Source organism: Nocardia sp. NPDC102475 (assembly GCF_055584605.1).
Window position 1 is genome coordinate 91,291 of the sequence record NZ_JBVJLS010000008.1, and the last position, 26,798, is coordinate 118,088.

The following is a 26,798-nucleotide window of genomic DNA, read 5'->3' on the forward strand; positions in this document are numbered from 1 at the left end:
GCCGACCATACGGCCTATTTAGTCGTGACGATAGTGGACATCGTTACCGCAATGTTGCTCCATCATGCCTCAGCGGCCGGAATGTGATCATGGTCGCCCCGGATAGCGCTGACCGTATTCGGCCAACCCGCCGAGTGCCCGGATCCAGTGTTCGGCGAAGGTCTTGACCTCGTCACCACCGAATACCTCGGCCGCGTAGTCGAAGCGCACGAGCAGGCCTTCGGCGGTGGCGTCGGCGGTGATATCGAGCAGCAGATCAGCGGCCGGCGCGTCGGTGTGCACGCGCGCCGGGCGCAGATCTCTGTAACGCAACGCACACCGGCCGGCGGGGAGTGCGGTCAGGGCGGCGGCGGTATCGGGATTGAGATAGCGCAGCAGGCCGTAACCGACGCCATAGGACGGAACGGCACCGGTGAGCCGTTTGACCTGCTCGATCGCGACACCCGCTGCGCGACCACCGACCAGCGCCTCCTGGATATTCACACCATCCAGTTGCAGCGGGAGCGGGTAATCGGTGGTGAAGGCGCCGACGAGGGTATCGGTCTCGGCCATCGACCGGCTATCGGCGTGCAGCCGGACCACCGGGCCCATCGCCTCGGTGACGGTTTCGCCAGCGGAAGTGATCTGTGCGATCGCGAGGGCAGTGAGCAGGACTTCGTCGACGCCGACACCGTGCGCGGCGGCCGCGGCGACGACGGCGGCGGTGCCCTCGGTGGTGATGGTCAGCGAGACCCGGCGCCGCGCTCGCAGGTTCTTGTTCGTGGCACCGGCCTTGGCGGCGGGGACCGCGCTCAAGGTGTGGTGCCACCACGCCACTTCCTCGATTGCCGCCGGGCCGCTCGCCCCCTCGGACAGCACCCGGAGCAGATCGGACAGTCCGGCCTCGGGAACGGCGGGCGAGCGGTGCCTGCCACGGGACCAGGCCAGCGACAGCTTGTCGATGATGGTGCGCCATGAGGTGTCGTCCACGACGAGGCCATTGGCGACGATCACCATGGTCGAGGGCACCTCGCGGCCGCCGACCAGTACGAAGCGGATATTGCGGCCATGGACCGGATCGAGTTCCGTGGCGACGGCACGCACCACATCGTCGACCGGCGGCGGCGTCTGCTCGATGCCGTATTCCAGGCTGAGGAAGGCCTCGTCGACACGCTGCGCCTCGGCCGGGATTTCGAAAACCGGATCGGCGCCCGCACGGTCACGGTGCAGCCGGACCCACAGCATCGGATGCTGTTCGAGCACCGTATCGACGGCGAATTGCACCGCTTCCGGTGAGTAGTTGGGCGGGATCTCCAGGGTGACGACGCGCAGTTCGACACCGGAGTCCAAGAGCCGCACGGCATTCGGGGTCAGCGACAGCGGGATGGGGGCGTCGTCGGGTTCGTCGGGGCGGTGCGGGACGGCGTACTCGATCGGATCGTCGTCGTGGATGACCGCGAACGGGACGCGCTCGGGTTGGACGGCAATCTCGGGTTCGTCGTCGTCGAGGTCCAGTGCCGGGGCCTCGACCGTCGAGGGCAGGTCATCGGTCGGTGCTGGGACATCGATTTGTATCGGGACCAGGACCGATGTCGGGTAGTCGTGATCGAACCCGGCCGGATCGGCGAGCGGTGCCGCGTACTCGTATCCCTCCGGTGCGACGGCGTATTCGACGGGGGGCTCGGCTTCGGTTGGCTCCGCGGCCTTCTCGACCGGGGGCTCGGGCTCGGTGAGCAAGGCGGCGAGGACGGGTCCGATTTCGGCGAGGGCCCCCGGAGACGTCATCAGCTCATGGGTCGCCTCGACCGGATGCTCGTTGATCGTGCCGTCGACATACGGCCGCCAGGCCCGGGATTCGGCGGTGTGGCCGGTGGCGCTGAAGAAGTCGAGTGTGCCGTGGAAAACCTTGTGCTGATGGTTGATTCCGAGCTCCACCGAGCGCACCGCGCCACGGTAGCTCTGACGCAGGCGTTCCGGGGTCAGCAGTGCCAGTTCGGGCGGAATGTTGGCGTACAGCACCGCAAGCGCCTCTTCGGTGAGGTTGCGGATATTACTGTCGCCCAGCATGTCCGGGCCGATGCCGAGTTCGGCGAAGGCCGAGCGCAGTTCCGCCCAGAAGTCGGCGATATTGCCGCCGGTGCGGCTGTCCAGCATGGCGAGCAGGGCGACTTCCGCACCCGCGGCCTGCAATTCGACCGCGACCGCATGGGCCAGCGCACCACCGAGCGACCACCCGAGCAGCCGGTAGGGCCCCTCGGGTTGCACCGAGCGGATCTCCTCGACATAGCGGCGGGCCATGGCATCCAGCGAATCCGGCCGGAAGTCGGATTCGGACAGCGCCGGCGACTGCACACCGAAGATCGGACGGTCGGCGGGCAGATACTGCGCGAGACCGGTATAGCACCAGGACAATCCGGCCATCGGATGGATGCAGAACAGCGCTTCGCCGGTGCCGTGGCGGATCGGCAGCAGCACGTCGAGTGCGGCCTCGGCGTTCAATCCGTATTCGTAGTCATCGGTTTCGTCGGCGGCCATGATGCGCTGGGTGAGCGCCGCGACGGTCGGATCGGTGAAGAACCACTGCACCTGGACCGCGATGCCGGTCAGCTCGCGCAGCTTGTTCACCGCGCGCATGGCTGCCAGCGAACTGCCGCCGAGTGCGAAGAAATCGTCATCGGAGCCGACCAGGTCGAGGCCGAGTACCTCGGCGTATACGTCGGCGACGGCCTGTTCCTGCGGGGTCGCGGGCGCGAAATAGGGACGCGGGGCGAGTTCGGGTGCGGGCAGTGCCGCGCGATCGAGCTTGCCGACCGGGGTCAGCGGCACCTGGTCGAGGACCACCACCGCCGAGGGCACCATGTGCCGAGGCAGACTGCGCGCGGCGTATTCGGTGAGCGCACCGGTATCGATGGTCCGCCCCACCACCGGAAGCACGTAGGCGACGAGAATCTTTTCACCCGTCGGGTTCTCCCGACCGATCGTGACGGCGAACTCGACATCGTCGTGCCCACGCAACACCGCATCGATCTCACCGAGTTCGATGCGCAGACCGCGGATCTTGAGCTGGAAGTCCGTACGACCGAGGTATTCGAGCTCCCACTCCCCCGGTTCACCGACCCAGCGCACCAGATCGCCGGTGCGATACATCCGGGCACCGGGCGAACCCCACGGGTCGGCGACGAAACGTTCCGCGGTCAGCGTCGGACGGTCGTGATAGCCGCGTGCCAGCGCGTTGCCACCGAGATAGAGCTCGCCGACGGCACCCGGCGGCACCGGGCGCAGCCGCGAATCCAGCACCACCATCGGCGTTCCCGGCACCGGGCCGCCGATGGTGATGCGCTGTCCGGCGATCATCTCGCTCCAGGACGCGGCCACCGTGGCCTCGGTCGGACCGTAGCCGTTGATGAAATGCCGTCCCGGCTGCCATTTGGCGACCAGCTCGGGCGAGCTGGAATCGCCACCGCAGCACAGGAATCGGAATTCGTCCAGACCGGCCGGATCGACGGTGCCGAGCACGGCGGGGGTGAAGATCGCGTGCGTGACCCGCTCGGTGCGCAGCAGCGCGGTCAGATCCGGGCCGCCGAGGACGGTGGACGGCACGATGACCAGCGTCGCGCCGTTGTGGAAGGTGCAGAGCCACTCCAGAATCGACGGATCGAAGCTCGGCGAGCACAGATGTAGGAACCGATGCTGCGGACCGAGCTGGAACACGGCGCTGGCGTTCTCTACGGCGCCGCCGATGCCGACCTGGGTGACGGTGACGCCCTTGGGTGTGCCCGTCGACCCGGACGTGTAGATAACGTACGCCGGATGCTGCGGCAGCAGCGTGCGCAGCCGCTCGGCATCGGTGATCGGCGATGGCGACTTATCGGCCACGGCCGCGTGGATCGCGGGATCGTCGAGCTGTAGCCAGCTGGTTTCGGTCGACTCCTCGGGCAGCCGCTCGGTATAGGTGGAGGTGGTGATGCCGAGGACGGCACCGGAATCGGTCACCATGTGCCGGATCCGGTCCGTCGGATAGGTCGGGTCGATCGGCACATGCGCGCCACCGGCCTTGGCGATGGCCCAGAAGGCGGCGACCATCTCCAGCGAACGCGGGAACGCAAGGGCGACAAGGCTCTCCGGGCCGACACCGCGATCGATCAGCACCCGAGCCAGCCGCGACGAGTATTCGTCGAGTTCGCGGTAGGAGATCGAGCGACCGGCGATGCGCACTGCGACATGTTCGGGATCCACGCTGACCGCGCTGGTCAGCAGGTCCGGCAGCAGCCGGACGGCGGGCGTCTCGCCGCGCCGCACCGGTGTCAGCGCCTGCTCTTCGGCAGCGCCGAGCAGCCGCAGGTCGCCGATCGGGGCATCGGGCCGTGCGACGATCTCGGTGAGCAGCCGGGTGAACCGGGCGGCGAACATCTCGATCGTCTTGTCGTCGAACAGGTCTCGCGCGAAGTTGAACTCACCGCGCAGGCTCTGCTCGGCGGTACCCGGCGCCCACATGGTCAGCGATAGATCGAATTTCGCGGTGTCGACGGCGAAATCGAAGGTCTCCGCGCGCAATCCGGGCAGTTCGAAGGTGCTGGTCGGCAGGTTGAGATACGACATCGACACCTGGAACAGCGGGTGGCGAGCCGTGGAACGGGGCGGGTTCAGCAGTTCGACCAGTCGCTCGAACGGGAGGTCGGCATGCGAAAACGCCTGCAGGTCGGTGTCTTTGGCTTGGGCGAGCAGATCACCGAAGGTGCGGTCGTCGGGCACCGGTAGCCGCAGCACCAGCGTATTGACGAACATGCCGATCATGTCGTCGAGTTCGGCCGCGCCGCGACCGGCAACGGGGGTGCCGATGGCGATATCGTCGGTGCCGGACATGCGCGCCAGGAACACCGACAGCGCGGCGTGCACCACCATGAACATGGTGGCGTTGTGCCGGCGGGCCAAGCGCACCAGCCCGGCATGCACCAGCGGGTCGATCTCGAATTCGGTGCGCCCGCCCGCGAAGGTCCGCAGCGCCGGGCGCGGCCGGTCCGCGGGCAGGTTCAGTTCGTCGGGCAGATCGGCCAGCGCGGTCCGCCAGTATCCGGCCTGTGCCGAGATCAGGCTCTCCGGATCGTCCTCGGAGCCGAGCACATTGCGTTGCCAGACACTGAAATCCGCATACTGCACCGGCAGCGGTGACCAGGAGGGCAGCTCACCCGCGCTGCGGGCCGAGTAGGCCAGCATGACGTCGCGGACCAGCGGCGACATCGACCATCCGTCGGCGCCGATGTGATGGGCGACGAACACCAGAATGTGATCGGTGTTGTTTCGAGCGACCTGCGAGTAGTCGCTAGCGGCGGTATCGAGCCGGAACAGGGTGGCGCGGAAGGGCACCTCGACGGTGACGTCGAAGCCAGCCGCGACGATCTGCTGCACCTGCTGCACCGCCTCCGATTCCGCGATCGGAATCGGGACCAGATCGATCGGCACTTCGTTGGGTGCGAGCACCTCCTGCACCGGACCGTCGGCGGTCTGGGGGTAGACGGTGCGCAGCACCTCGTGCCGCGCCACCATGTCCTCGACCGCCGAACCCAGTGCGGCGATATCGAGTTCGCCGGACAGCCGGATGGCCACCGGGATGTGGTAGGCCGCCGAGCTGGGATCGAACTGGTTGATGAACCACATCCGCAACTGCGCCAGCGACAGCGGGATCCGCTCCGGCCGCAGCCCGGCCAGCAGCGGCTGTCGCCGACCGGAACCGGCATGGGTTTCGACCTTGGCGGCGAGTCCGGCCACGGTCGGCGTCTCGAAGATCGAGCGCACCAGCACCTTGGTATCCAACGCGTCGCCGACCCGGGCCGCCACCTGCGTCGCCAGCAGCGAATTACCGCCCATGGCAAAGAAATCGTCATCGCGTCCGACGCGCTCCACGCCGAGCACATCGCCGAAGACACCTGCCACGATCTCCTCGACCGGTGTCGCAGGCGCGCGGAAGACCTGGGTCTCGAACTCCGGATCGGGTAGCGCGCCGCGATCGAGCTTGCCATTCGCATTGCGCGGCAAGGCCGTCAGCGTGACGAACGCATTGGGCATCATGTACGACGGCAGCACCGCGGCCAGCCCTGCCTTCAGTTCGGCGACCACGACCGGGGTCGCCTCATCGGCCGGTACGACATACGCCACCAGCCAATCACCGATCCGTGCATCGGATTTGACGAGCACCGCGGCCTGCGCGATCTCGGGCCGGGTGAGCAGTGCGGTTTCGATCTCGCCGAGTTCGATCCGGAAGCCGCGGATCTTCACTTGGAAGTCGGTACGGCCGTGGTACTCCAGTTCACCGTGCTCGTTCCAGGACACCAGGTCGCCGGTGCGGTACATGCGGGCACCGGATTCGAATGGGTTGGCCACGAACCGCTCCGCGGTGAGATCGGTCCGCCCGAAGTAGCCACGCGCCAATTGTGCACCGGCCAGGTACAACTCGCCGGATACGCCGACCGGCACCGGCCGCAGGCGCGAATCCAGTACGTAGACATGGCTGTTCCACTCCGGCCCGCCGATCGGCACCGTAACCGCGTCGGCGTCGGTCACCCGATGGTTGGTGATCGAGACCGCGGCTTCGGTGGGGCCGTACAGGTTGAACAGGTCGGCGCTGTTGCTTTGGCGGAATCGCTGCGCGGTGGCGGCCGGTAGCGTCTCACCGATGGCCAGCACCCGGCGCAGCGATCGGGACAGCTGACCCGTCGACAGCGCGTCCAGCATCGACGGCACTACGTGCAGGGTCGTCACCGACTCGCGCGTCATCAATTCGTTCAGATAGGCCGGATCCCGATGACCATCCGGCGCGGCGACGACCAACGTGCCACCGCATATCGGCGCCGTCCAGAACTCCCAGACCGACAGGTCGAAGGTGGCGACCGTCTTGAGCAGCAGCACATCATCGGCTCCGAGGCCGAATTCGGCCGTCTCCCAGAGCAACTGGTTGACGATCGCACCGTGCGAAACCGCGACGCCCTTCGGCTGCCCGGTCGAGCCCGACGTGTAGATCACGTACGCGGTATTGCCAGGCAGCAGTGCACCACGGCGCTCATGCGTCGTGAGCGGAGCGTCCGAGTAGCGCGACAGGTCGAGCTCATCGATCGTCACGGAATCGACGGCGTCGGTGTGGAAGCCGTCGTGCACGGAGCTCAGCAGACAGACCGGTTGTGCGGTGTGCAGGATGTACTCGACGCGTTCGACGGGTTGATCCGGATCGATGGGCACATACGCCGCACCGGATTTCGCCACCGCGTACATGGCGACGATCAGATCGACGGACCGGCGCATGCCCAATGCCACCCGGTCCTCCGGGCGTACGCCGCGCTCGATCAGATACCGCGCCAACCGATTCACCCGGGCGTCGAGCTCTGCATAACTGAGTTTGCGCCCCGGCTGATCGGATACCACCGCAACCGCGTCCGGCGCGGCGGCCACCGTCGCATCCAGGAGCGACACCAGCGTCGCCGTCGCATCGATCGGGTGCGCGGTGTCGTTCCAACCCGCCAGAATCCGCGAACTCTCGTCAACGGCGAGCAGTTCGATCTCGCCGACCCGCACCGACACATCGTTGAGCACGGCATCGAGCACCCGGACGAACCGGTCGGTGAATCCTTGCACCGTCGACTCGTCGAACAGGTCGGTGGCATAGCCGAAGTTCGCCACGATCCCGGCGGGCGCGCCGTCGTCGGTGTAGCGGTCGGCCAGCGAGATGTGCAGATCCGTCTTGGCCAGCTGCAGATCGAAATCGACCGTGGCGACCGAGAGTCCGGGCAGCTCCAAGGTGGTCTCGGCCAGGTTCTGGAACGAAAGGCCGACCTGGAACAGCGGATTGCGGGCGATCGAGCGAACCGGATTCAGCGCCTCGACGATTCGCTCGAAGGGCACATCGGCATTGGCGAAGGCCTCGAGATCGCGCTCGCGCACGTCGGCGAGCAGGGCGGCGAAGCTGTCACCGGGACGCACCCGCGTCCGGAACACCAAAGTGTTGACGAACATGCCGATCAGATCATCGAGTTCACGCTCGCCACGACCCGCGATGGGCGTACCGACCGCGATGTCATCGCTGCCCGAAAGCCGGGCCAGCAGCACCGCGAGTGCCGCGTGCACGACCATGAACAGCGAGGCGTGATTGGCCCGTGCCAGCGCATGCAGTTCCGCGTGCCGATCCGCCGAGATCTCGAACCGCACCGACCTGCCCTGGAACGACTGGGCCGGCGGGCGCGGACGATCGGTCGGCAGTTCCAACTGGTCCGGCAACTGCGCCAACGTCCGTCGCCAGTAGGCGATCTGCTGTGCGGCCGGTGATTCCGGATCGTCCTCGTCGCCGAGTGCCTCGCGCTCCCACAGCGCGTAGTCGGCGTACTGCACCGGCAGCGGCTGCCACCGCGGCGCCTGCCCCTGCACCCGCGCGGCATAGGCGACCATGAGATCGCGGGCCAGCGGTCCCATCGATGCGCCGTCGGCCGCGACATGGTGCACGGTCAAGGCGATCACATGCTCGCGCGGCGCCAGGCGGAACAGCGCGATCGCGACCGGAACCTCGACGGTCACATCGAAGGTCAGCACCGCGAAGTCGATGAGCCGACGTACCAGTTCGTCCTCGGCCACATCGACCGGCACCATCGCGAACCGGGTATCCGGCACCGGATGGATGACCTGATGCGGTCGCCCACCGATGCTCGGATAGGTGGTCCGCAGCACCTCGTGCCGGGACAGCACATCGCCGATGGCCAGCCCGAGCGCCGCCGCATCCAGCTCACCCGTGAGCCGCACGGCGAGCGGAATATTGTCCACCGCCGAGGTTTCGGTATCGAACTGGTTGAGGAACCAGTACCGCTGCTGCGCCAGCGACAGCGGAATCAGTTCGGGCCGCTCCCCCGCGATCAGCCGCGGCCGGCTCCGGCCGGATCCGGCGGTGCGTTCGACCACGGCGGTGAAGGCGGCGACCGTCGACGCGTGGAACAGATCGCGGACCGCCAACTGCGTATCCAGCGCGGCATCCAACCGTGCGGTCACCTGGGTGGCCAGCAGCGAGTTGCCACCGAGTTCGAAGAAGTCGTCGTCCAGGCCGACGCGCGCGACACCGAGCACATCACCGAAGGTGCCCGCGACGATCTCCTCGACCGGCGTCGCGGGTGCGCGGAACACCTTGGCCTCGAATACCGGTGCGGGTAGCGCCTTGCGGTCCAGTTTGCCCATGGGGGTCAGGGGCACCTTGTCGAGCACGGTGATGCACGCGGGCACCATATGCGCCGGCAATTTCCGCTCTACCAGTGCCTTCAGCTCCGCCATATCGACGGTCAGCCCGTCGATGGGGTGCACATAGGAGGCCAATACGGTGGTACCGCTGTCGAGTTCGTGCCCGACGGTGACCGCGAAATCCACATGGTCGTATGAACCGAGTACCGCATCGATTTCGGTGAGTTCGATGCGGAAGCCGCGGATCTTGACCTGGGAGTCGTTGCGGCCGAGGTACTCCAGTTCACCGGTCGCGGTCCAGCGCACCAGATCGCCGGTGCGGTAGAGCCGGGTGCCCGGTTCGAACGGATTGGCCACGAATCGGACCGCGGTGAGCGTCTGCTGGCCCAGGTAACCGCGCGCCAGTTGCGCACCGGCGACATACAGTTCCCCGACCACCCGGTTCGGCACCGGCACCAGCCGATCGTTGAGCACATACGCGGCGATGCCGTGGATCGGCGAGCCGAGGGTCACCGGCTCCCACGGCACCATCGGCGCGGTGATATTGGTGGCGATGGTGGCCTCGGTCGGACCGTAGGCATCGAAGAACTCGCGTAGCAGCCCGCCCGCGATCGGTAGTACCCAGCGCCGCACCAACTGCGGCGGGCAGGCCTCACCGCCGGTCACCACGACCCGCAGTTCGTCGAGTCCGGCGGGCTCCACCGAAGCCAGGGCCGCGGGGGTGACGAAGGCGTGGGTCACCCGCTCGCGCCGCAGCACCGCGGCCAGTTCCGCGCCGCCGTAGACGGTCGGCGATACGACCACCATGGTGGCCGCGCCGCCCAGTGCCAAGAGCAGTTCCAGCACCGACGCATCGAAGGACGGCGAGGCGAAATGCAGTGTCCGGGCCGCGCTCGTCACCCGGTATCGGGTCCGCTGTTCATCGCAGAAGCCGGATAATCCCTGATGGGTGACCACCACGCCCTTGGGGACGCCGGTCGAGCCCGAGGTGTAGATGACGTAGGCCGGATGTGCACCGTGCAGTGGTCGCACCCGATCCTGATTGGTCACCCGGTCCACCGGATACCGCTGCAGCTGTTGCGCGGTGATCGGGTCGTCGAGCATCAGCCATTCGGCGTGATCGGGCAGGCCGCGGCGGACCGCGGCGACGGTCAGGCCGAAGCTCACACCGGAGTCGGTCAGCATGTGCGCGACCCGATCCGCCGGATAATGCGGGTCCACCGGCACGAATCCGGCGCCGGTCTTGGCCACCGCCCACACCGCGAGCACCGAATCCACCGACCGTGGCACGGCCACGGCGACCAGATCCTCCGGTCCGACCCCACGATCGATGAGCAGCCGGGCGAGCCGGGTCGAACGCTCATCCAACTCGGCATAGCTCAGCCCGCCGGAGGTGGCGTCGGCATCGGCGAATACGACGGCGCGGCCGCCGGGATTCGCCTCGACGGCGGCCGCCATCAGCTGCGGCAGGGTGATGACGCGCGTCCGCTGTGTCCGTGTCCGAGCCGGCCGCACCCGAGCCTGGCGCGTCACCTGGTCACCGCTTCCTCATGCCGACGTTGTCCAACCACCCGAAACATGAAGGAGCTCACCTACCCTGTAATCCCTAAAAAGTGCTCCCCTCCCCGTGCTTGCTCAGAAGCATCGCATGGTCAGACGCCGATCGTAACCGCATTGGCAGCTTGTTCCCGTCGACGATCCACCTGCGTTCCCCGGCCGATTGCTACCGCTCAGGGGTTTCGAGCAGCTCAGCGAGCCGGGGACCGATCTCGGCCAACGCTTCGGCAGAGGTCATCAACTCGTGCGTCGACCCGATCGGGCGATCGATGATCTCATCGGAGACGAAAGGCTGCCAGTCGGCGGGGGTGCGATCTGCTCGGGCCTCGGCATCGAGCGTGGCTCGGAAGAACTCGAGCGTCCCCTCGAATACCCCCCGCCGGTACTGCGACTCCAGCTCGACCGTGCGCATGGCCGTGCGGTAGATCAGCCGTAGCCGTTCGGGCGTGAGCACGTCCACGCCCTGGCCGATGGCCATCGCGTGCAGCGCTGCCACGGCCTCGTCACCGATTTCCTGCAGGTTTTCCGCCGCGGGCAGGGCCGCGGCGTCCAGTCCCAATTCGGTGAAGGCCTCGCGGATCTGGTTCCGGAAATCGGTGAAGTCGCCGCCCGGGTAGGCGTCCAGGATCGCGAGCAGCTCGACCTGCGCGCCGTCGGCCTGCAGTTCGGTCGCCACCGCGTGGGCCAGTTTGCCGCCGAGCGACCAACCGAGAATCCGGTACGGGCCCTCGGGCTGCACGGCCCGGATCTCGGCGACGTAGCGACGCACGATCTCAACCATCGAGTCCGGGTGGTAGTCGTCTTCGGTGAGCGCGGGCGTCTGGATGCCGTAGATCGGTTGGTCGGCCGGGAGGACCCCGGCCAGTCCGGCATACGACCACGACAGTCCGGCCAGCGGGTGCACGCAGAACAGCGGCGGCCTGGTGCCCGCGGCGCGGATCGGGAGGATCACGCCGAGTGCGGCCGCGGAGCCGGAGTCGAAATCGCGCCCGTGCTCGAGCACCGTGCTGATCTGTTTCGAAATGCCGAGCACCGTCGGTTCGGTGAAGAACCAGGCGACCTTGATCTGCGCGCCGGTCACTTTGCGCAGTCGGCTGACGACCTGGGCGGCCAGCAGCGAATTACCGCCGAGGCCGAAGAAGTCGTCGTCGATGCCGACCCGGTCGATGCCGATGACCTCGGCGAAGACAGCGGCGACGGTCGATTCGAGCGGGGTCGTCGGTGCGCGGAACTCCCGTGCCGCGAAGACGGGATCGGGCAGGGCACGGCGATCGAGCTTGCCGTTGGGGTTCAACGGCATGGCATCGAGGACCACGATGGCAGCCGGAACCATATAGGACGGCAGATGTTCGGCGATATCGATCCGCAGTGCCTCCGCATCGACTGTGCTCGCGGCTACGACATAGGCGACGAGCTGATCCGAACGCACCACTGCCACCGCCTGGGCCACCGAATCATGTGCGGTGAGTGCGGTTTCGACCTCGCCGAGTTCGATGCGCAAGCCGCGCAGTTTGACCTGGAAGTCGGTGCGGCCGAGGTAGACGATCGAACCGTCGGCCTTGCGGGTGACCAGGTCGCCGGTGCGATACATCCGGGAACCGGGAACTCCGAACGGGTTGGCGACGAAGCGATCCGATGTGAGGTCGGTCCGACCGGCGTAACCGCGGGCCAATTGCGCACCGGCCAAGTACAACTCGCCCGCGACGCCCGACGGCACCGGATGCAGCCGGGAATCCAGTACGTACGCTTGGGCATTCCAAACCGGCAGGCCGATCGGCATCGCACCCTCGATATCGGCGGCCACTGGGCTGTGGGTCGCGTGGACGGCGAATTCGGTCGGTCCGTACAGGTTGTAGAGCTCGGCCGAGCTGACCTTGCGGATGGCCTGCACCGCGTCGGCGGTGAAAGCCTCACCAGCGATCAGCAGCGTGCGCAGGGATGCCAGCGCGGAACCGTCGACCGCGCCCGCGAAGACGGTCAGCATCGAGGGAACGAACGAGGTCATGGTGACCCGCTCGGCCGCAATGACTTCCGCGAGGTATTGCGGGTCACGATGGCCGTCCGGGGCGGCCACGACGATTCGACCGCCGGTGGACAACGGGCCGAACAGCTCCCACACGGACACGTCGAATGTTGCCGGGGTCTTGAACAGCACGATGTCGTCGGCACCGATGCCGTATTCGCTGGTGATCCAGCGGATCTGGTTAACCACTGCGGAATGCGGTACCGCCACACCCTTCGGGCGACCGGTCGAACCGGAGGTGAAGATGACGTACGCGGGGTTGCTCGGCCGCAGTGGCACCATCCGCTCGGTGTCGGTGACCGGCTGCGCCGAGTAGCCGGACAGGTCCAGCTCATCGATCGTGATCCTAGGCAGTTCGGTCTCGAAGTCGTCGCGCGAAGTGGTCAGAACGCACACCGGTGCGGCCGACTCGAGCACATACCCGATCCGCTCCGCGGGCTGCTCGAGGTCGAGCGGCACGTAACCGCCACCGGCCGCCTGCACGGCGTAGGCGGCGACCACGAAATCGACCGAACGCCGCAGGGCAAGGGCGACAAGCTTTTCCGGTCCGACACCGGCCTCGCTCAACCGCCGCGCCAACCGGTGCACACGCGCACCGAATTCGGAGTAGGTAAACGAAGTGCCCGTCGCCGGATCCACGATCGCGACCGCATCCGGCGTCGCCGCGGCCTGCCTGGCGAATTCATCCACAAGCGTCCCCACCGCACCGAGCTCACGGTTGGTGTCGTTCCACCGCCACAGCACCGCGGCCCGTTCGGTATCGCTGAGCAGATCGATATCGCCGACCGGTACCTCCGGCCGGGCAATGATCTGTTCGAGCAGCCCGACGAACCGATTCGCAAACCCTTGGACGGTGGCGTCATCGAAAAGATCCCTGGCGAAGGACAATTCGGCGACCATACCGGCACTCTGCGCCGCCTCCTGAATGATCAGCGACAGATCGAATTTCGCTGCATCGATCTCCAGATCGACCGCGCCGATGCGCAATCCGGGCAGTTCGAACGAGGTGTCCGGCAGATTCTGGAACGACAGCATGACCTGGAACAGCGGATGCCACGCGGTCGAGCGCACCGGATTCAACAGGTCGACCAGCCGCTCGAACGGAATGTCGGCGTGTGCGAAGGCCTGCAGATCCGCATCCTTCGTATGTGCCAGCAGCGCACCGAAACTCAGTTCACCCGATACCGCGCTGCGCAGCACGAGGGTATTGACGAACATGCCGATCACATCGTCGAGTTCGGCCTCCCCGCGACCGGCGACCGGGGTCCCGATGGCAATGTCATCGGTGCCGGACAACCGCGCGAGCAAGACCGCGAGTGCGGTGTGCACAACCATGAACATGGTCGCGTTCTCGGCCCGCGCGAGTTCCCGCAGGCCACTGTGCAATTCGGTGCCGATCGCGAAGGCTACCCGGCCACCGCGGAACGACTGCGTCGTCGGACGCGGCCTATCCACAGGCAGATTCAGTTCGTCCGGAATACCGGCGAGCGTATTGCGCCAGTAGTTCGCCTGCGCGGTGATGACGCTGTCCGGATCGGCTTCCGGACCCAGCACCTCGCGCTGCCAGATGCTGAAGTCGGCGTACTGCACCGGAAGTGGCGCCCAGGCCGGTGTCGCACCGGCCGAGCGGGATGCGTAGGCGATCATCAGATCGCGGGTCAGTGGGCCCATGGACCAGCCGTCCGCGCTGATGTGATGCGCCACCAGCACGAGCACATGCTCGTCGCGCTCGACCTGCAAGAGCTCGGCCCGCACCGGAACCTCGACTGTCACATCGAAACCAGCCGAGGCCGTGGCGATGACCTGCATGGGCAGATCGGCCGCGCTCACCCGCACCGGTGTCAGGTCCGGCATCGCCTGTTCGGCGGGCACGATCAATTGCACAGGACCGTCATCGGTCTGTGGATAAACGGTGCGCAGCACTTCGTGCCGCTCGATCAGATCCGCGACGGCCAACTCCAGTGCAACCAGATCCAATGCACCGGTCAGGCGCACGGCGGCCGGAATATTGTTGACCGCCGAGGACGGATCGAGCTGGTTGAGGAACCACATCCGCTGCTGCGCCATCGACAGCGGAATCCGCTCCGGGCGCGGACCGGCGGTCAGCGCGCGGCGACCACCGGATCCGGCGTGCTGCTCGATCTTGACCGCGACCCCGCCGACCGTCGATGCCTCGAACAGGGTACGCACCGGCACCCGGCCGCCGATGACGGCACCGAGCCGGGCCACCACCTGGGTCGCGATCAGCGAATTGCCGCCGAGTGCGAAGAAATCGTCGTCGACGCCGACTCGATCCAAGCCGAGCACATCGCCGAAGACGCCCGCCACGATTTCCTCGACCGGTGTTGCCGGGGCGCGGAATTCGCGGCTGGCGAAGGTGGGTTCCGGCAGCGCCTTGCGGTCCAGCTTGCCGCTGGTATTCAGCGGGAACAAGTCGAGCGCCACAATGGCGGCCGGAACCATATATGCCGGAAGGGTTCCCGCGATCGCAGCCAGTAGTTCGGTCTGATCGATCTGGTGACCGGGAGCGGGCACGGCGTACGCGACCAACTGGTCGCCCAACGTCGACGGCAGCACGACGGCGACCGCTTGGCTCACCGAGGCCTCGGTGAGCAGCGCGGTTTCGATCTCGCCGAGTTCGATGCGCTGGCCGCGGAATTTGACCTGGAAGTCCGTGCGGCCGATGTAGTCGAGCACACCGCCGGACTCGGCCGCGCGCCAGACGACCAGGTCGCCCGTACGGTACATGCGGGTGCCATCGCCGAAGGGGTTGGCCACGAATCGATCCGAGGTCAGATCGGGTCGGCGCACATAGCCGCGGGCCAGCTGGTCACCGGCCAGGTACAGCTCACCGGCCACGCCCGCAGGCACCGGATGCAGTCGCGAATCCAGCACGTATACCTGGGTATTCCACTGCGGCGGGCCGATCGGGACGCCGGGGCGGTCGTCGCCGCGTGCCTCCCAGTAGGTCACCGAGACCGCGGCCTCGGTCGGGCCGTAGAGGTTGTGCACGCGGGCATCCGACATGGCGCGCACGGCGTCGACGGTTTCCGGCGGCAGCGCCTCGCCGATCACGAAGATGTCCCGCAGCGTCGGGCAGGAGCCCGACGGGGTGTGCGCGGCGAAAACGGTGAGCATCGACGGAACGAAATCGGTGACGGTGACGCCCTGTGCAGCAATGGTTTCCGCGACATAGGCGGGGTCGCGGTGGCCGTCGTGCGTGGCGAGCACCAGTTTCGCGCCCGCGCGCAGCGGCATGAAATAGCCCCACAGCGAGACGTCGAAGGTGGTCGCCGTCTTCTGCAGGTACACATCGCCGACGCCGAGCGGATACTCCGCCAGCATCCAGGTGGTCTGGTTGTGGATGGCGGCATGCGAAATCGCCACGCCCTTCGGGCGTCCGGTCGAACCCGAGGTGAAGATGACGTAGGCCGGGTTTTCCGGACGCACCGGACGCAGTAGTTCGTCAGCGCGCACCGGGTTCGCGTCGAATCCGTCCAACGCCAACGCATCCAGGTACAGCACCGGCGTATCACCCGGCACTGCAACCGCATCCGCGGTGGTGGTCAGCACCGCCGCGGGCTGGGCCGTATCCAGAATGTGCGCGATCCGATCCGCCGGATGATCCGGATCCAACGGCACATACGCGCCACCGGCCGTCACGATCGCGTACATCCCGACGACCAGGTCCAGCGAACGCCGAATCGCCAGGCCAACCAGGGATTCCGTGCCGACACCACGTTCGATCAGCAGCCGCGCCAAACGGTTGACCCGCTGATCGAATTCCCGATATGTCAGCGTCGCGGAGCGACTCGATGAGGGGTGGTGGTCGGGCGACGGGTGGGCCAGGGTCGCGGAGCGACTCGATGGGGTGTGGTGGTCGGGCGACGGGTGGTCCGGCTCGACGCCCTCGAAGACCACCGCGATCGCATCAGGATGGTCCGCGACCGCTCGGCGATAGCTGTCGAGCAGCAGTTCAGGGGCGACCGGATTGGCAGTCTCGTTCCAGCCGAGCAGGATTCGCTGGCGCTCGGCCGGTGCCAGCAGGTCGAGTTCGCCGACCGGGACGTGCGGTGCGGCGATGATCCGATCGAGCAGGCGTATGAAGCGCTCAGCGAAGCTCTCGACCGTCGCCTGATCGAAAAGGTCCTTGGCATAGACGAATTGACCGGCAATACCCGCGGGCACGCCGTTCGCATCGTAGGCGTCACCGACAATGAGATTGAGATCGAACTGCGCCACCTGGATGTCGATACCGACACCGGAAACGGTGAGACCGGGCAGTTCGAGGCTGGACTGCTCCAGATTCTGGAACGACAGCCCGACCTGGAACAGCGGATGCCGCGCGGTCGAGCGGACCGGGTTGAGCACCTCGACCAGCCGCTCGAACGGGATATCCGCATGCGCGAAGGCCCGGATATCGGCCTCCCGCTGGCGCGCGGTCAGCTCGGTGAACGTGGCACCGGCGTCCACCCGGGTGCGGAACACCAGGGTGTTGACGAACATGCCGATCAGATCGTCCAGCGCGGCCGCACCGCGACCGGACATCGGGGTGCCGATGGCAATGTCATCGGTCCCCGAGAGCCGCGCCAGCAGTACGGCCAGCGCGGTGTGCACAACCATGAACAGTGTCGCGCCTTCGGCACGGGCCAATTCGATGAGGGCACGGTGGGTTTCGGGATCAATGCGCACCTCGGCGGTCCCGCCCGCGAAGGACTGCACCGCGGGGCGCGGCCGGTCCGCGGGCAGATCCAGTTGTTCGGGCAGATCGGCCAGTGCGTCACGCCAGTAGGCGACCTGCTCGGCCGCCAGTGATTCCGGATCGTCCTCGCTGCCGAGCAGTTCGCGCTGCCAGATGCTGTAGTCCGCGTATTGCACGGGCAGTGGTGCCCAGCCCGGCGCGGCATTCGCGGAGCGGGCTGCATACGCGAGCATCAGGTCGCGGGCCAGCGGTGCGACCGACGAACCGTCACCGGAGATGTGGTGCACCACCATGGCGAGCACGTATTCGTGTTCGATGGCGACGTCCGCGGAGCCCTGCGCGGTTACGTGAGCTTCCGCCTCCGGACCCACCGCTCCCGCTGTGGCGACGGCGGTGTCCACAGGACCCTGCGCGGCAACGCCAGCCACCACCTCCGGACCCACCGACCCCGCCACACCCACAACGGCATCCCCACGCCCCGGCGCAGCAACGCCAGCCCCGACCTCCGGACTTGCAGCACCGACACCGTCGATAGCGAACAGCACGACCCGGACCGGCACCTCGCTGGTGACGTCGAAGGTCGTCGAGATCAGCTCGACCACGGCGGACTCGAGTTCGTCCGGCGCGACCTCGCGGATTTCTAGTTCAGGCACGGCCGCATCTGCGGGCAGAATCAGCTGGACCGGACCCGCATCGGTCTGCGGATAGATGGTGCGCAGGATTTCGTGCCGCTCCACCACATCCGCGACCGCTTGGCGCAGCGCCGCCACATCGAGGTTCCCGGTGAGCCGCACGGCAATCGGGATGTTGTAAGCCGTGGACTCGGTGTCGAATCGGTTGAGGAACCACATCCGCTGCTGTGCCAGCGACAGCGGAATATGTTGCGGCCGGTCGCCTGCCACCAATGCCTTGCGAGCGCCGGTACCGGCGAGCTGTTCGAGCTCGGCCGCGAGTTCGGCGACCGTGGATGCCTCGAAGAGTACCCGCACCGGTACGCGGGTATCCAATGCCGCACCGAGGCGGGTCACCAGTTGCGTTGCCAGCAGCGAATTCCCACCGAGTGCGAAGAAGTCGTCGTCCAGGCCGAGATAGCGGTTGTCGCCGGTGCCGATGCGCAGCACTGCGGCGAAGGTGCTCGCCACGATCTGTTCGGTATGGCTCTTCGGCGCACGGAAGGCCGCCTGCTCGAAGGCCGGTTCCGGCAGCGCCTTTCGGTCCAACTTGCCGACCGGGGTCAATGGGATCTCGTCGAGCACGACGACCGCCGACGGCACCATATGCGGCGGCAGGCGCCGCGCCGCATGCTCGACGAGCACGCTGGGCTCGATGACCCGACCGGACACCGGCAGCACATAGGACACCAGGATCGTGACACCCGCGTCGCTCTGCCTGCCCATGGTGATCGCGAATTCCACATCGGCGTGCCCGCCGAGCACGGCATCGATCTCACCGAGTTCGATGCGGTAGCCGCGGATCTTCACCTGGAAGTCCGAGCGGCCGACGTATTCCAGTGCCCACGGGATCGACGGCAGCGCCGCATTGCCCATCCGTAGTTCGGGTTCGGCGAACCAGCGCACCACGTCACCGGTGCGGTACATCCGCGCTCCCAGCTCGCCCCACGGATTGGCCACGAAACGCTCCGCGGAAAGCCCCGGACGGTTGTGGTACCCACGCGCCAACGCGCCGCCGGACAGGTACAGCTCCCCCGCCACGCCCGGCGGGACCGGGTGCAGCCGAGCGTCCAGCACCAGCGCCGACATGCCGTGTATCGGTGTACCGATCGTGATCGGTGCACCCGCCCGCAGCGTCGCATAGGAAGCGATGACGGTGGCCTCGGTCGGGCCGTAGCCGTTGTAGTACCTGCGGCCCGGCTGCCACTTACCGAGCAGTTCCGGTGTGGTGGCATCGCCGCAGACCATGAGCATTTCGAGCTGATCCAGCCCGATCGGATCCACCGAGCTCAGCACCGCCGGGGTGATGATCGAATGCGTGACCCGCTCGCTGCGCAGCAGATCACCCAGTTCCGGACCGCCGATGATCGCCGCTGGCACGATCACCACAGTCGCGCCGACCGTAAGCGCGACGAGCCATTCCAGCACCGACACGTCGAAGCTCGGCGAACAGATATGCAGCAGCCGGTGCTCCGGCTCCAGCCGGTACAGGCCGACCGAATGGTCGACCAGGCCGCCGAGTCCGGTGTGGGTCACGGCGACGCCCTTGGGCATACCGGTAGAGCCGGAGGTGTAGATCACGTAGGCCACATGGTGCGGCCGCAACGGCATGATCCGGTCGGCGTCGGTGACCGCTGCGGCGGATCGGTCTGCGCACAGCGCGTCCGTCTCTGCATCGTCGAGCGCAAGCCATTGCACGTCGTCCGGCAACTCACCCAGATACTCCGAAGCGGTGAGACCGACGAGCGCACCCGAATCGGTCAGCATGTGCCGCACCCGATCCACCGGGTAATTCGGGTCGACCGGCACATGTGCGCCACCGGCCTTCGACACCGCCAACACGGCGGCCACCATTTCATACGAGCGCGGCAGTGCCAGCGCCACAAGGCTTTCCGGACCGACGCCGCGACCGATCAGCACCCTGGCCAACCGCGACGAGTACTCGTCGAGTTCGCGATAGCTGATCGATCGGCCCTGATAGCGGATGGCCGTACGCTCCGCACCACGACGCAGCCCGCGCACCAGCAGATCGGGCAGCAGCCGACCGGCCGTCGCATGATCCGGATGCACCCGGGTCAGGAATTTCGCCTCGGCTTCGGCCAGCAGCGGCAGATCACCCACCGGCAGCTCCGGCCGCGTGGTGATCGCCTCGAGCAGCCGCACGAACCGATCCGCGAATACCCGAACGGTGGACTCGTCGAACAGGTCACGCGCGAAAGAAAACACCGCGTACATGCCCTCGGACGCGCCTGGCAGCTCGGTGATCGCCAGCGACAGATCGAATTTGGCGGTATCGATATCGAGATCGACCGCGCCGACCCGCAATTCGGGCAGCTCGAACGAATTGTCCGGCAGATTCTGGAACGACAGCGCCACCTGGAACAGCGGATGCCGCGCGGTGGACCGCTCCGGATTCAGCAGATCGACCAGGCGCTCGAACGGAATGTCGGCATGCGCGAAGGCCTGCAGATCGGCGTCCTGCACCACCGAAAGCAATTCCGGGAAGGTCGCGCCGCCGCGCACCGGGGTCCGCAGCACCAGCGTATTGACGAACATGCCGATGACATCGTCCAATTCGGCCGCACCACGACCGGCTATCGGCGTGCCAACAGCGATGTCCTCGCTACCCGACAGACGTGCCAGGAAGATCGCGAACGCGGTATGCACGACCATGAAGATCGTCGCGTTCTGTTCGCGGCCGATCTCCTGCAGTCTGCGGTGCACCCGCGGGTCGACCGTGAAACCGACTGTGCCACCGGCGAACGACTGCGTCGTCGGACGCGGGCGGTCGGCGGGCAGGTTCAGCTCGTCGGGCAGACCGGCCAATGTCGTGCGCCAGAACTCGGCCTGTGCGGTGATCAGGCTTTCCGGATCGTCCTCGGAACCGAGCACTTCCCGTTGCCAGAGGCTGAAATCCGCGTATTGCACCGGCAGCGGCTGCCAGGCAGGCGGTGCACCGGCCGCACGTGATGCGTAGGCGAGCATGAGGTCGCTGGTCATCGGTCCCATCGACCAGCCGTCCGCGCTGATGTGGTGGGCCACGAAGACGAGCACGTACTCGTTCTCAGAGCCGACCCGGAACAGTGCACCTCGCAATGGCACCCGATCGGTGACATCGAATCCGGCGGCAATGATCTCGACGACCTTCGCGTGCACCGCATCCGGCGCCACCTGCTGCGGAGTCAGATCCGGAACCGCCTGTGCCGCAGGCACGATCACCTGATGCGCGATACCGTCGCAGTCGGCCGGATAGACGGTCCGCAACGTTTCGTGCCGCTCGACCAGATCGGCGACGGCCTGCTGCAATGCGGCGATATCGAGCGCACCCGTCAGCCGGACCGCCACCGGCAGATTGTTCACCGCAGATTCGGTATCGAACTGGTTGAGGAACCACATCCGCTGCTGTGCCAGCGACAGCGGAATCTGTTCCGGCCGTGCACCGGCCACCAGCGGCACCTCGCGACGCCGACCCGCGCCGGGTGCGACCGCGGCGGCCAGACCCGCCACCGTCGGTGCCTCGAAAACTGCACGCACAGGAACGCGGCTGCCGATCGCGGCACCGAGCCGGGCCACCACACGAGTCGCGACCAGCGAGTTGCCGCCGAGGTCGAAGAAGTCGTCGTCCACACCCACGCGCTCGATGCCCAGCACATCGGTGAATACCTCGGCAACGCAGCGTTCCAACGGCGTCGACGGTTCCCGGTAGGGCCGTCCGATGAACTCCGGTGTGGGCAGGGCCTTGCGGTCGAGTTTGCCGCTCGCATTGAGTGGCAAAGCGTCCAGATGCACGATCGCGGACGGGACCATATACGACGGCAGCGCTGTCCGCGCGTGGTCGAGCACGGCATCGTCATCGATCTGTGCACCGGGAGCGGCCACCACATAGGCGACCAGCCGATCGCCGGTGTTCCCCTTGACCAGCGCCACTGCCGCTCGCTGCACAGCGTCCAGACCGAGCAGCACCGTCTCTATCTCACCGAGTTCGACGCGCTGGCCGCGCAACTTGACCTGAAAGTCGCTGCGGCCCAGGTATTCCAGGGCGTGTCCGCCATCACGAGGCACCCAGCGCACCACATCGCCGGTGCGATACAGCCGCGCACCATCGGCGTGCGCGACAAAGCGTTCAGCAGTCAGCGCCGGTGCGTTCACATAGCCACGCGCCAATTGCACACCGGCGACGTACAACTCACCGACCGCGCCGACCGGAACCGGCCGCAACTGCCGGTCGAGCACATGCACCCGAGTGTTGGCGACCGAGGTACCGATCGGAATAGCCACGCGCCCATCGGCTTCAGCGGGATAGGCCGTGACGACCGTCGCCTCCGCAGGGCCGTACCAGTTGAACAGGTCCGCATTCGGCAGGAAGGTGTTGAAGCGCGCGGCGGTGTCCCCCGATAGCGCCTCACCGGCGGCGAATACCCGGCGCAACGACGGGTACGCCGCGGGCGCACCGTCGAGGAATGCATCGAGCATCGATGGCACGAAATGCACAGTGCTGACGGAGTATTCGTCGATCACGCGGGCCAGATACGTGGGATCGCGATGTCCGTCCGGTTCGGCGATGACCACCGCCGCACCGGTCTGCAAGGTCCAGAACAGCTCCCACGTGGAGATATCGAAGGTGACCGGCGTCTTGTGCAACACCACATCACCGGGACCGTGCGGATAGGTCCGCTGTGCCCAACGGAATTGGTTCGCCATTTGCCGATGCGTGATCGCCACGCCCTTGGGCCGACCGGTCGAGCCGGAGGTGTAGATGAGGTAAGCGGTGTTGTCGGGAAGCGGTGCCGCGACGGTCGGCAGGTCACCGAAGATCGAGGCGTCAGCCGCAGCGCGAACAGGTCGCTCGAAAACGTCCACATGGACCTGCGGTGCATCGGTCTCGGTTTGGAAGCCGGTCCCGGTCGTGGTCAACACGCACACCGGAGCCGCGCTGGACAGCACATATTCACTGCGCTCGGCCGGATGGTCGGGATCGATCGGCACATACGCCCCACCGGCCCGCAGCACACCGTAGATCGCGACGACCATCTCGATACTGCGCCGCATCGCCACCGCCACCAGCGATTCCGAGCCGACGCCCCGACCGACCAGGTCCCCGGCCAGCTCCCGCGAACGCACATCGAGCTCGCGGTAAGTAAGTGTGGCATCGCCGTAGATCACCGCCGGTGCGTCCGGAGTGCGGGCAACCTGCGCGTCGAACAGGGTCAGCAGTGTCGAATCATCCAGCAACTCGGCCACTTCGGTGGCATTGACGGCGTCGAGTACGGCGAGATCGGCATCGGTCAGCGCATCGACCTCGGCGACCTTGGCGAACGGATCGGTAAGGAAGCGCCCGATCAGTGTCGAGAAGCGTTGGGCCAGTGCCTGCGCCGCCGCCTCATCGAAGACATCGCGCAGGTATTTGAGGGTGAAATGCATGCGCGCGCCGGGGACGATCACCACGGTGACCGGATAGTGCGTGCCGTTCACGGCGACCGCGCCCTCGATGCTCATGCCATCGAGCGCGCCCGCCGCCGCAGTCAGCGCCTGCTCGTCGACCGGGAACGATTCGAACACCACCAGGGTGTCGAAAAGCCCTTCCACACCGGTGATTTCCTGAATTTCGCTCAGGCCGACGTAGTGGTGGTCCAGCAGCGCCGCCTGTTCGGACTGCAACTGCCGCAGCAGTCCGGCGAGGGTGTCGTTCGCATCAAGGCGCACCCGGACCGGAATCGCATTGAGGAACAACCCGACCATGGTCTCGATGCCGTCGAGCTGCGGCGGCCGCCCGGAAACGGTGGCGCCGAAGACGACATCGTCGCGATCCACACTCCGGCCGATCAACAAACCCCAGGCCGCCTGGATGACGGTGTTGACGGTGACCCCGGCATCGGCGGCCAACCGGCTCAGCGCCTTGGTGTCCGCCTCGGATAGTTCGAAGCCGACTTCGCCTACGCCCGCGGCGATTTCGCGGGCCGGATCGACCGAAGCCAACGGTGTCGGCTCGGTGATGCCGTCCAGTACCTCGCGCCAAGCCTTGCGCGCGGCACTGTGGTCCTGCGCACCGAGCCAGGCCAGATAGTCACGGTAGGAGCGGGCCTGCGGCAACTGGCTCGCATCACCGCCGAGCACATAGAGCGTCAGCAGATCCTGGGTCAGCAGCGGCATCGACCAGCCGTCGATGAGGATGTGATGACTGGTGACCAGCAGGTGATAGGCGCCTGACATCGTGGCGCTCGCGGGGCCCTCCGTGGTTACGCGGGCTGCCGCCTCCGGGCCCGTCGCTCCCGCCGGGGCCGTCGAACGGATCAGGGTGAACCGCAATAGCGGCGCGGTCCGCATATCGAAATGGTCGGCCAGCTCGGCGGCCATGATCCGCTGCAACTCCGCAGTGGCCTCCGCACAATCGGTGAGATCGACTGCACGCCAAGGTACTTCGACCTCATCCAGCACGACCTGCACCGGATTGCCCGCCGCATCCTCGGCGAACGCCACCCGCAGATTCACATGCCGACCCACCACGGCGACCGCCGCCGCACGTAGTCGCTCGGCATCGACATCGCCGCCGAGATCGACCATGAACTGGGTCATATACGCATCGACCGAAGACTCGGCCAATTGCGCGTGGAACAGCATGCCCGACTGCAGCGGGGTCAGCGGCCACACCTCGGCCAGCTTCGGGTATTCCCTTGCCAGCCGGTCACTATCGGCCTGCGACAGCTCGACCAGCGGCCCCTGCATGCCGGTCTCGACCAGCGCACCCTGGGTGGCGAGCGGCGCTAGGACCGCGACCGTGCGCGATTCGAAAACGTCGCGCGGCGTGAAGATCACCCCGCGCGCCCTGGCCCGCGACACCACCTGGATCGAGGTGATGCTGTCGCCGCCGAGTGCGAAGAAGTCGTCGTCGAGACCGATGCGCTCGATACCCCGCCCCTCGCCGATCCCCAGCACCTCGCCGAGGACCTCGGCGATGATCTGTTCGATTTCGGTCTCCGGCGCCCGGTACTCCTTGGTCTCCAGCACCGGTGCGGGCAGTGCCCGGCGATCCAGCTTGCCGACCGGGGTCAGCGGAATCGTATCGAGCACTGTGATCGTCGTCGGAACCATATGCGCTGGCAGAGAGCGTTCGGCGAAGGCGGTCAGCTCATCGGTGTCGACAACCGCGTCGCCCGCCGGGTGCACGTAGGACGCGAGAATCGTTGCGCCGGTATCGAGCTTGTGCCCGATGGTGACGACGAAGTCGACACTGTCGTGCGCGCCGAGCACCGCATCGATCTCACCGAGTTCGATGCGGAAGCCGCGGAACTTGACCTGGAAGTCGTTGCGGCCCATGTATTCGATCTCACCGGCGGCGGTCCAGCGCACCACGTCACCGGTAGCGTAGAGCCGAGAACCGCTGGGATCGAACGGATTCGCCACGAAACGCGATGCGGTCAGCGCGGGCCGATCGTGATAACCGCGCGCCACCTGCGAACCAGAGATGTACAGTTCGCCGACCACGCCGCTGGGCACCTGAGTCAGCCGGTCGTCGAGCACGTATTCGGTGACGGCACGGATCGGACCGCCGATGGTCACCACCGCACCGGGTGTCATCGGCGAGCTGATATTGGTCATGATCGTGGTCTCGGTCGGCCCATAGCCGTTGAAGAACTCACGTGTCCGGCCATCGGCGATCGGTAATACCCAGCGCCGCACCAGATCCGGCGGGCAGGCCTCGCCACCGGCGACGACGACCCGGAAATCGTCGAGCCCCGTCGGATCGACCGAGGCGAGCGCGGCCGGGGTGATGAACGCGTGCGTCACCCGCTCCCGGCGCAGCAGCATCGCCAACTCGTCGCCGCCGTAGATATTCGGCGCGACCACCACCATGGTCGCCGCACCACCGAGTGCGAGCAGCAGCTCGAGCACCGACGCGTCGAAGGACGGCGACGCGAAATGCAGTGTGCGCGACTGGTTCGTGACGCGATACCGCTCGCGCTGTTCATCGCAGAAGCTGGACAATCCGGCCTGCGTGACGACGACACCCTTCGGCTTGCCGGTGGAGCCGGAGGTGTAGATGACGTAGGCCGGGTGCTCCGCACGCACCGCGCGGACGCGGTCCGCATTGGTGATGGCCTCGCCCGAGTATTCCGCCAGGCGCGGGGCGAATTCGGGCGCATCGATCACCAGCCACTCGACCTGATCCGGGAGCTCCGCCGCCACCTCGGCGACCGCGAGCCCGAGCACCGCACCGGAATCGGTCACCATGTGCGCGACTCGCTCGGCCGGGTAATTGGGGTCGACCGGCACGAATCCGGCACCGGTCTTGGCCACCGCCCACACCGCGATCACCGACTCCAGCGACCGCGGAATACCAACGGCGACAAGATCTTCCGGACCGACACCGCGTTCGATCAGCATCCGGGCCAACCGGGTGGACCGACCGTCGAGTTCGGCGTAGCCGAGCTGCCCCAGGGTCGCGCCGGCATCGGCGAAAACGACGGCGATACCGTCCGGATTCGCCTCGACCGCGGCGCCCATCAGCCGCGGCAGCGTGGTGACCCGCGACTGACGGGTCCGGACCGGACGGCTTCGGGCTGGCCGGGTCACGCGAACGACCCCCCTCCGATACCGCGCGGCCGCGCCCGATCCTGTCCCACCGACCGGTATTCCGGCATAGGAACTTTCCTCCCCTCGCTCA

At 66.9% G+C, this 26,798-nt stretch carries 2 protein-coding genes; both read right to left on the reverse strand.

The features are described 5' to 3' along the window. Positions 1 to 87: 87 nt before the first annotated feature. Complete coding sequence (locus ACZ60G_RS16665; RefSeq protein ID WP_465810981.1) at positions 88 to 10,716, reverse strand: amino acid adenylation domain-containing protein; 10,629 nt, start codon at positions 10,714 to 10,716, stop codon at positions 88 to 90. A gap of 190 nt (positions 10,717 to 10,906) precedes the next feature. Further along, positions 10,907 to 26,707: an amino acid adenylation domain-containing protein gene (locus ACZ60G_RS16670; protein ID WP_465810982.1), complete on the reverse strand. Its 15,801-nt coding sequence runs from the start codon at positions 26,705 to 26,707 to the stop codon at positions 10,907 to 10,909. Positions 26,708 to 26,798: the final 91 nt, after the last annotated feature.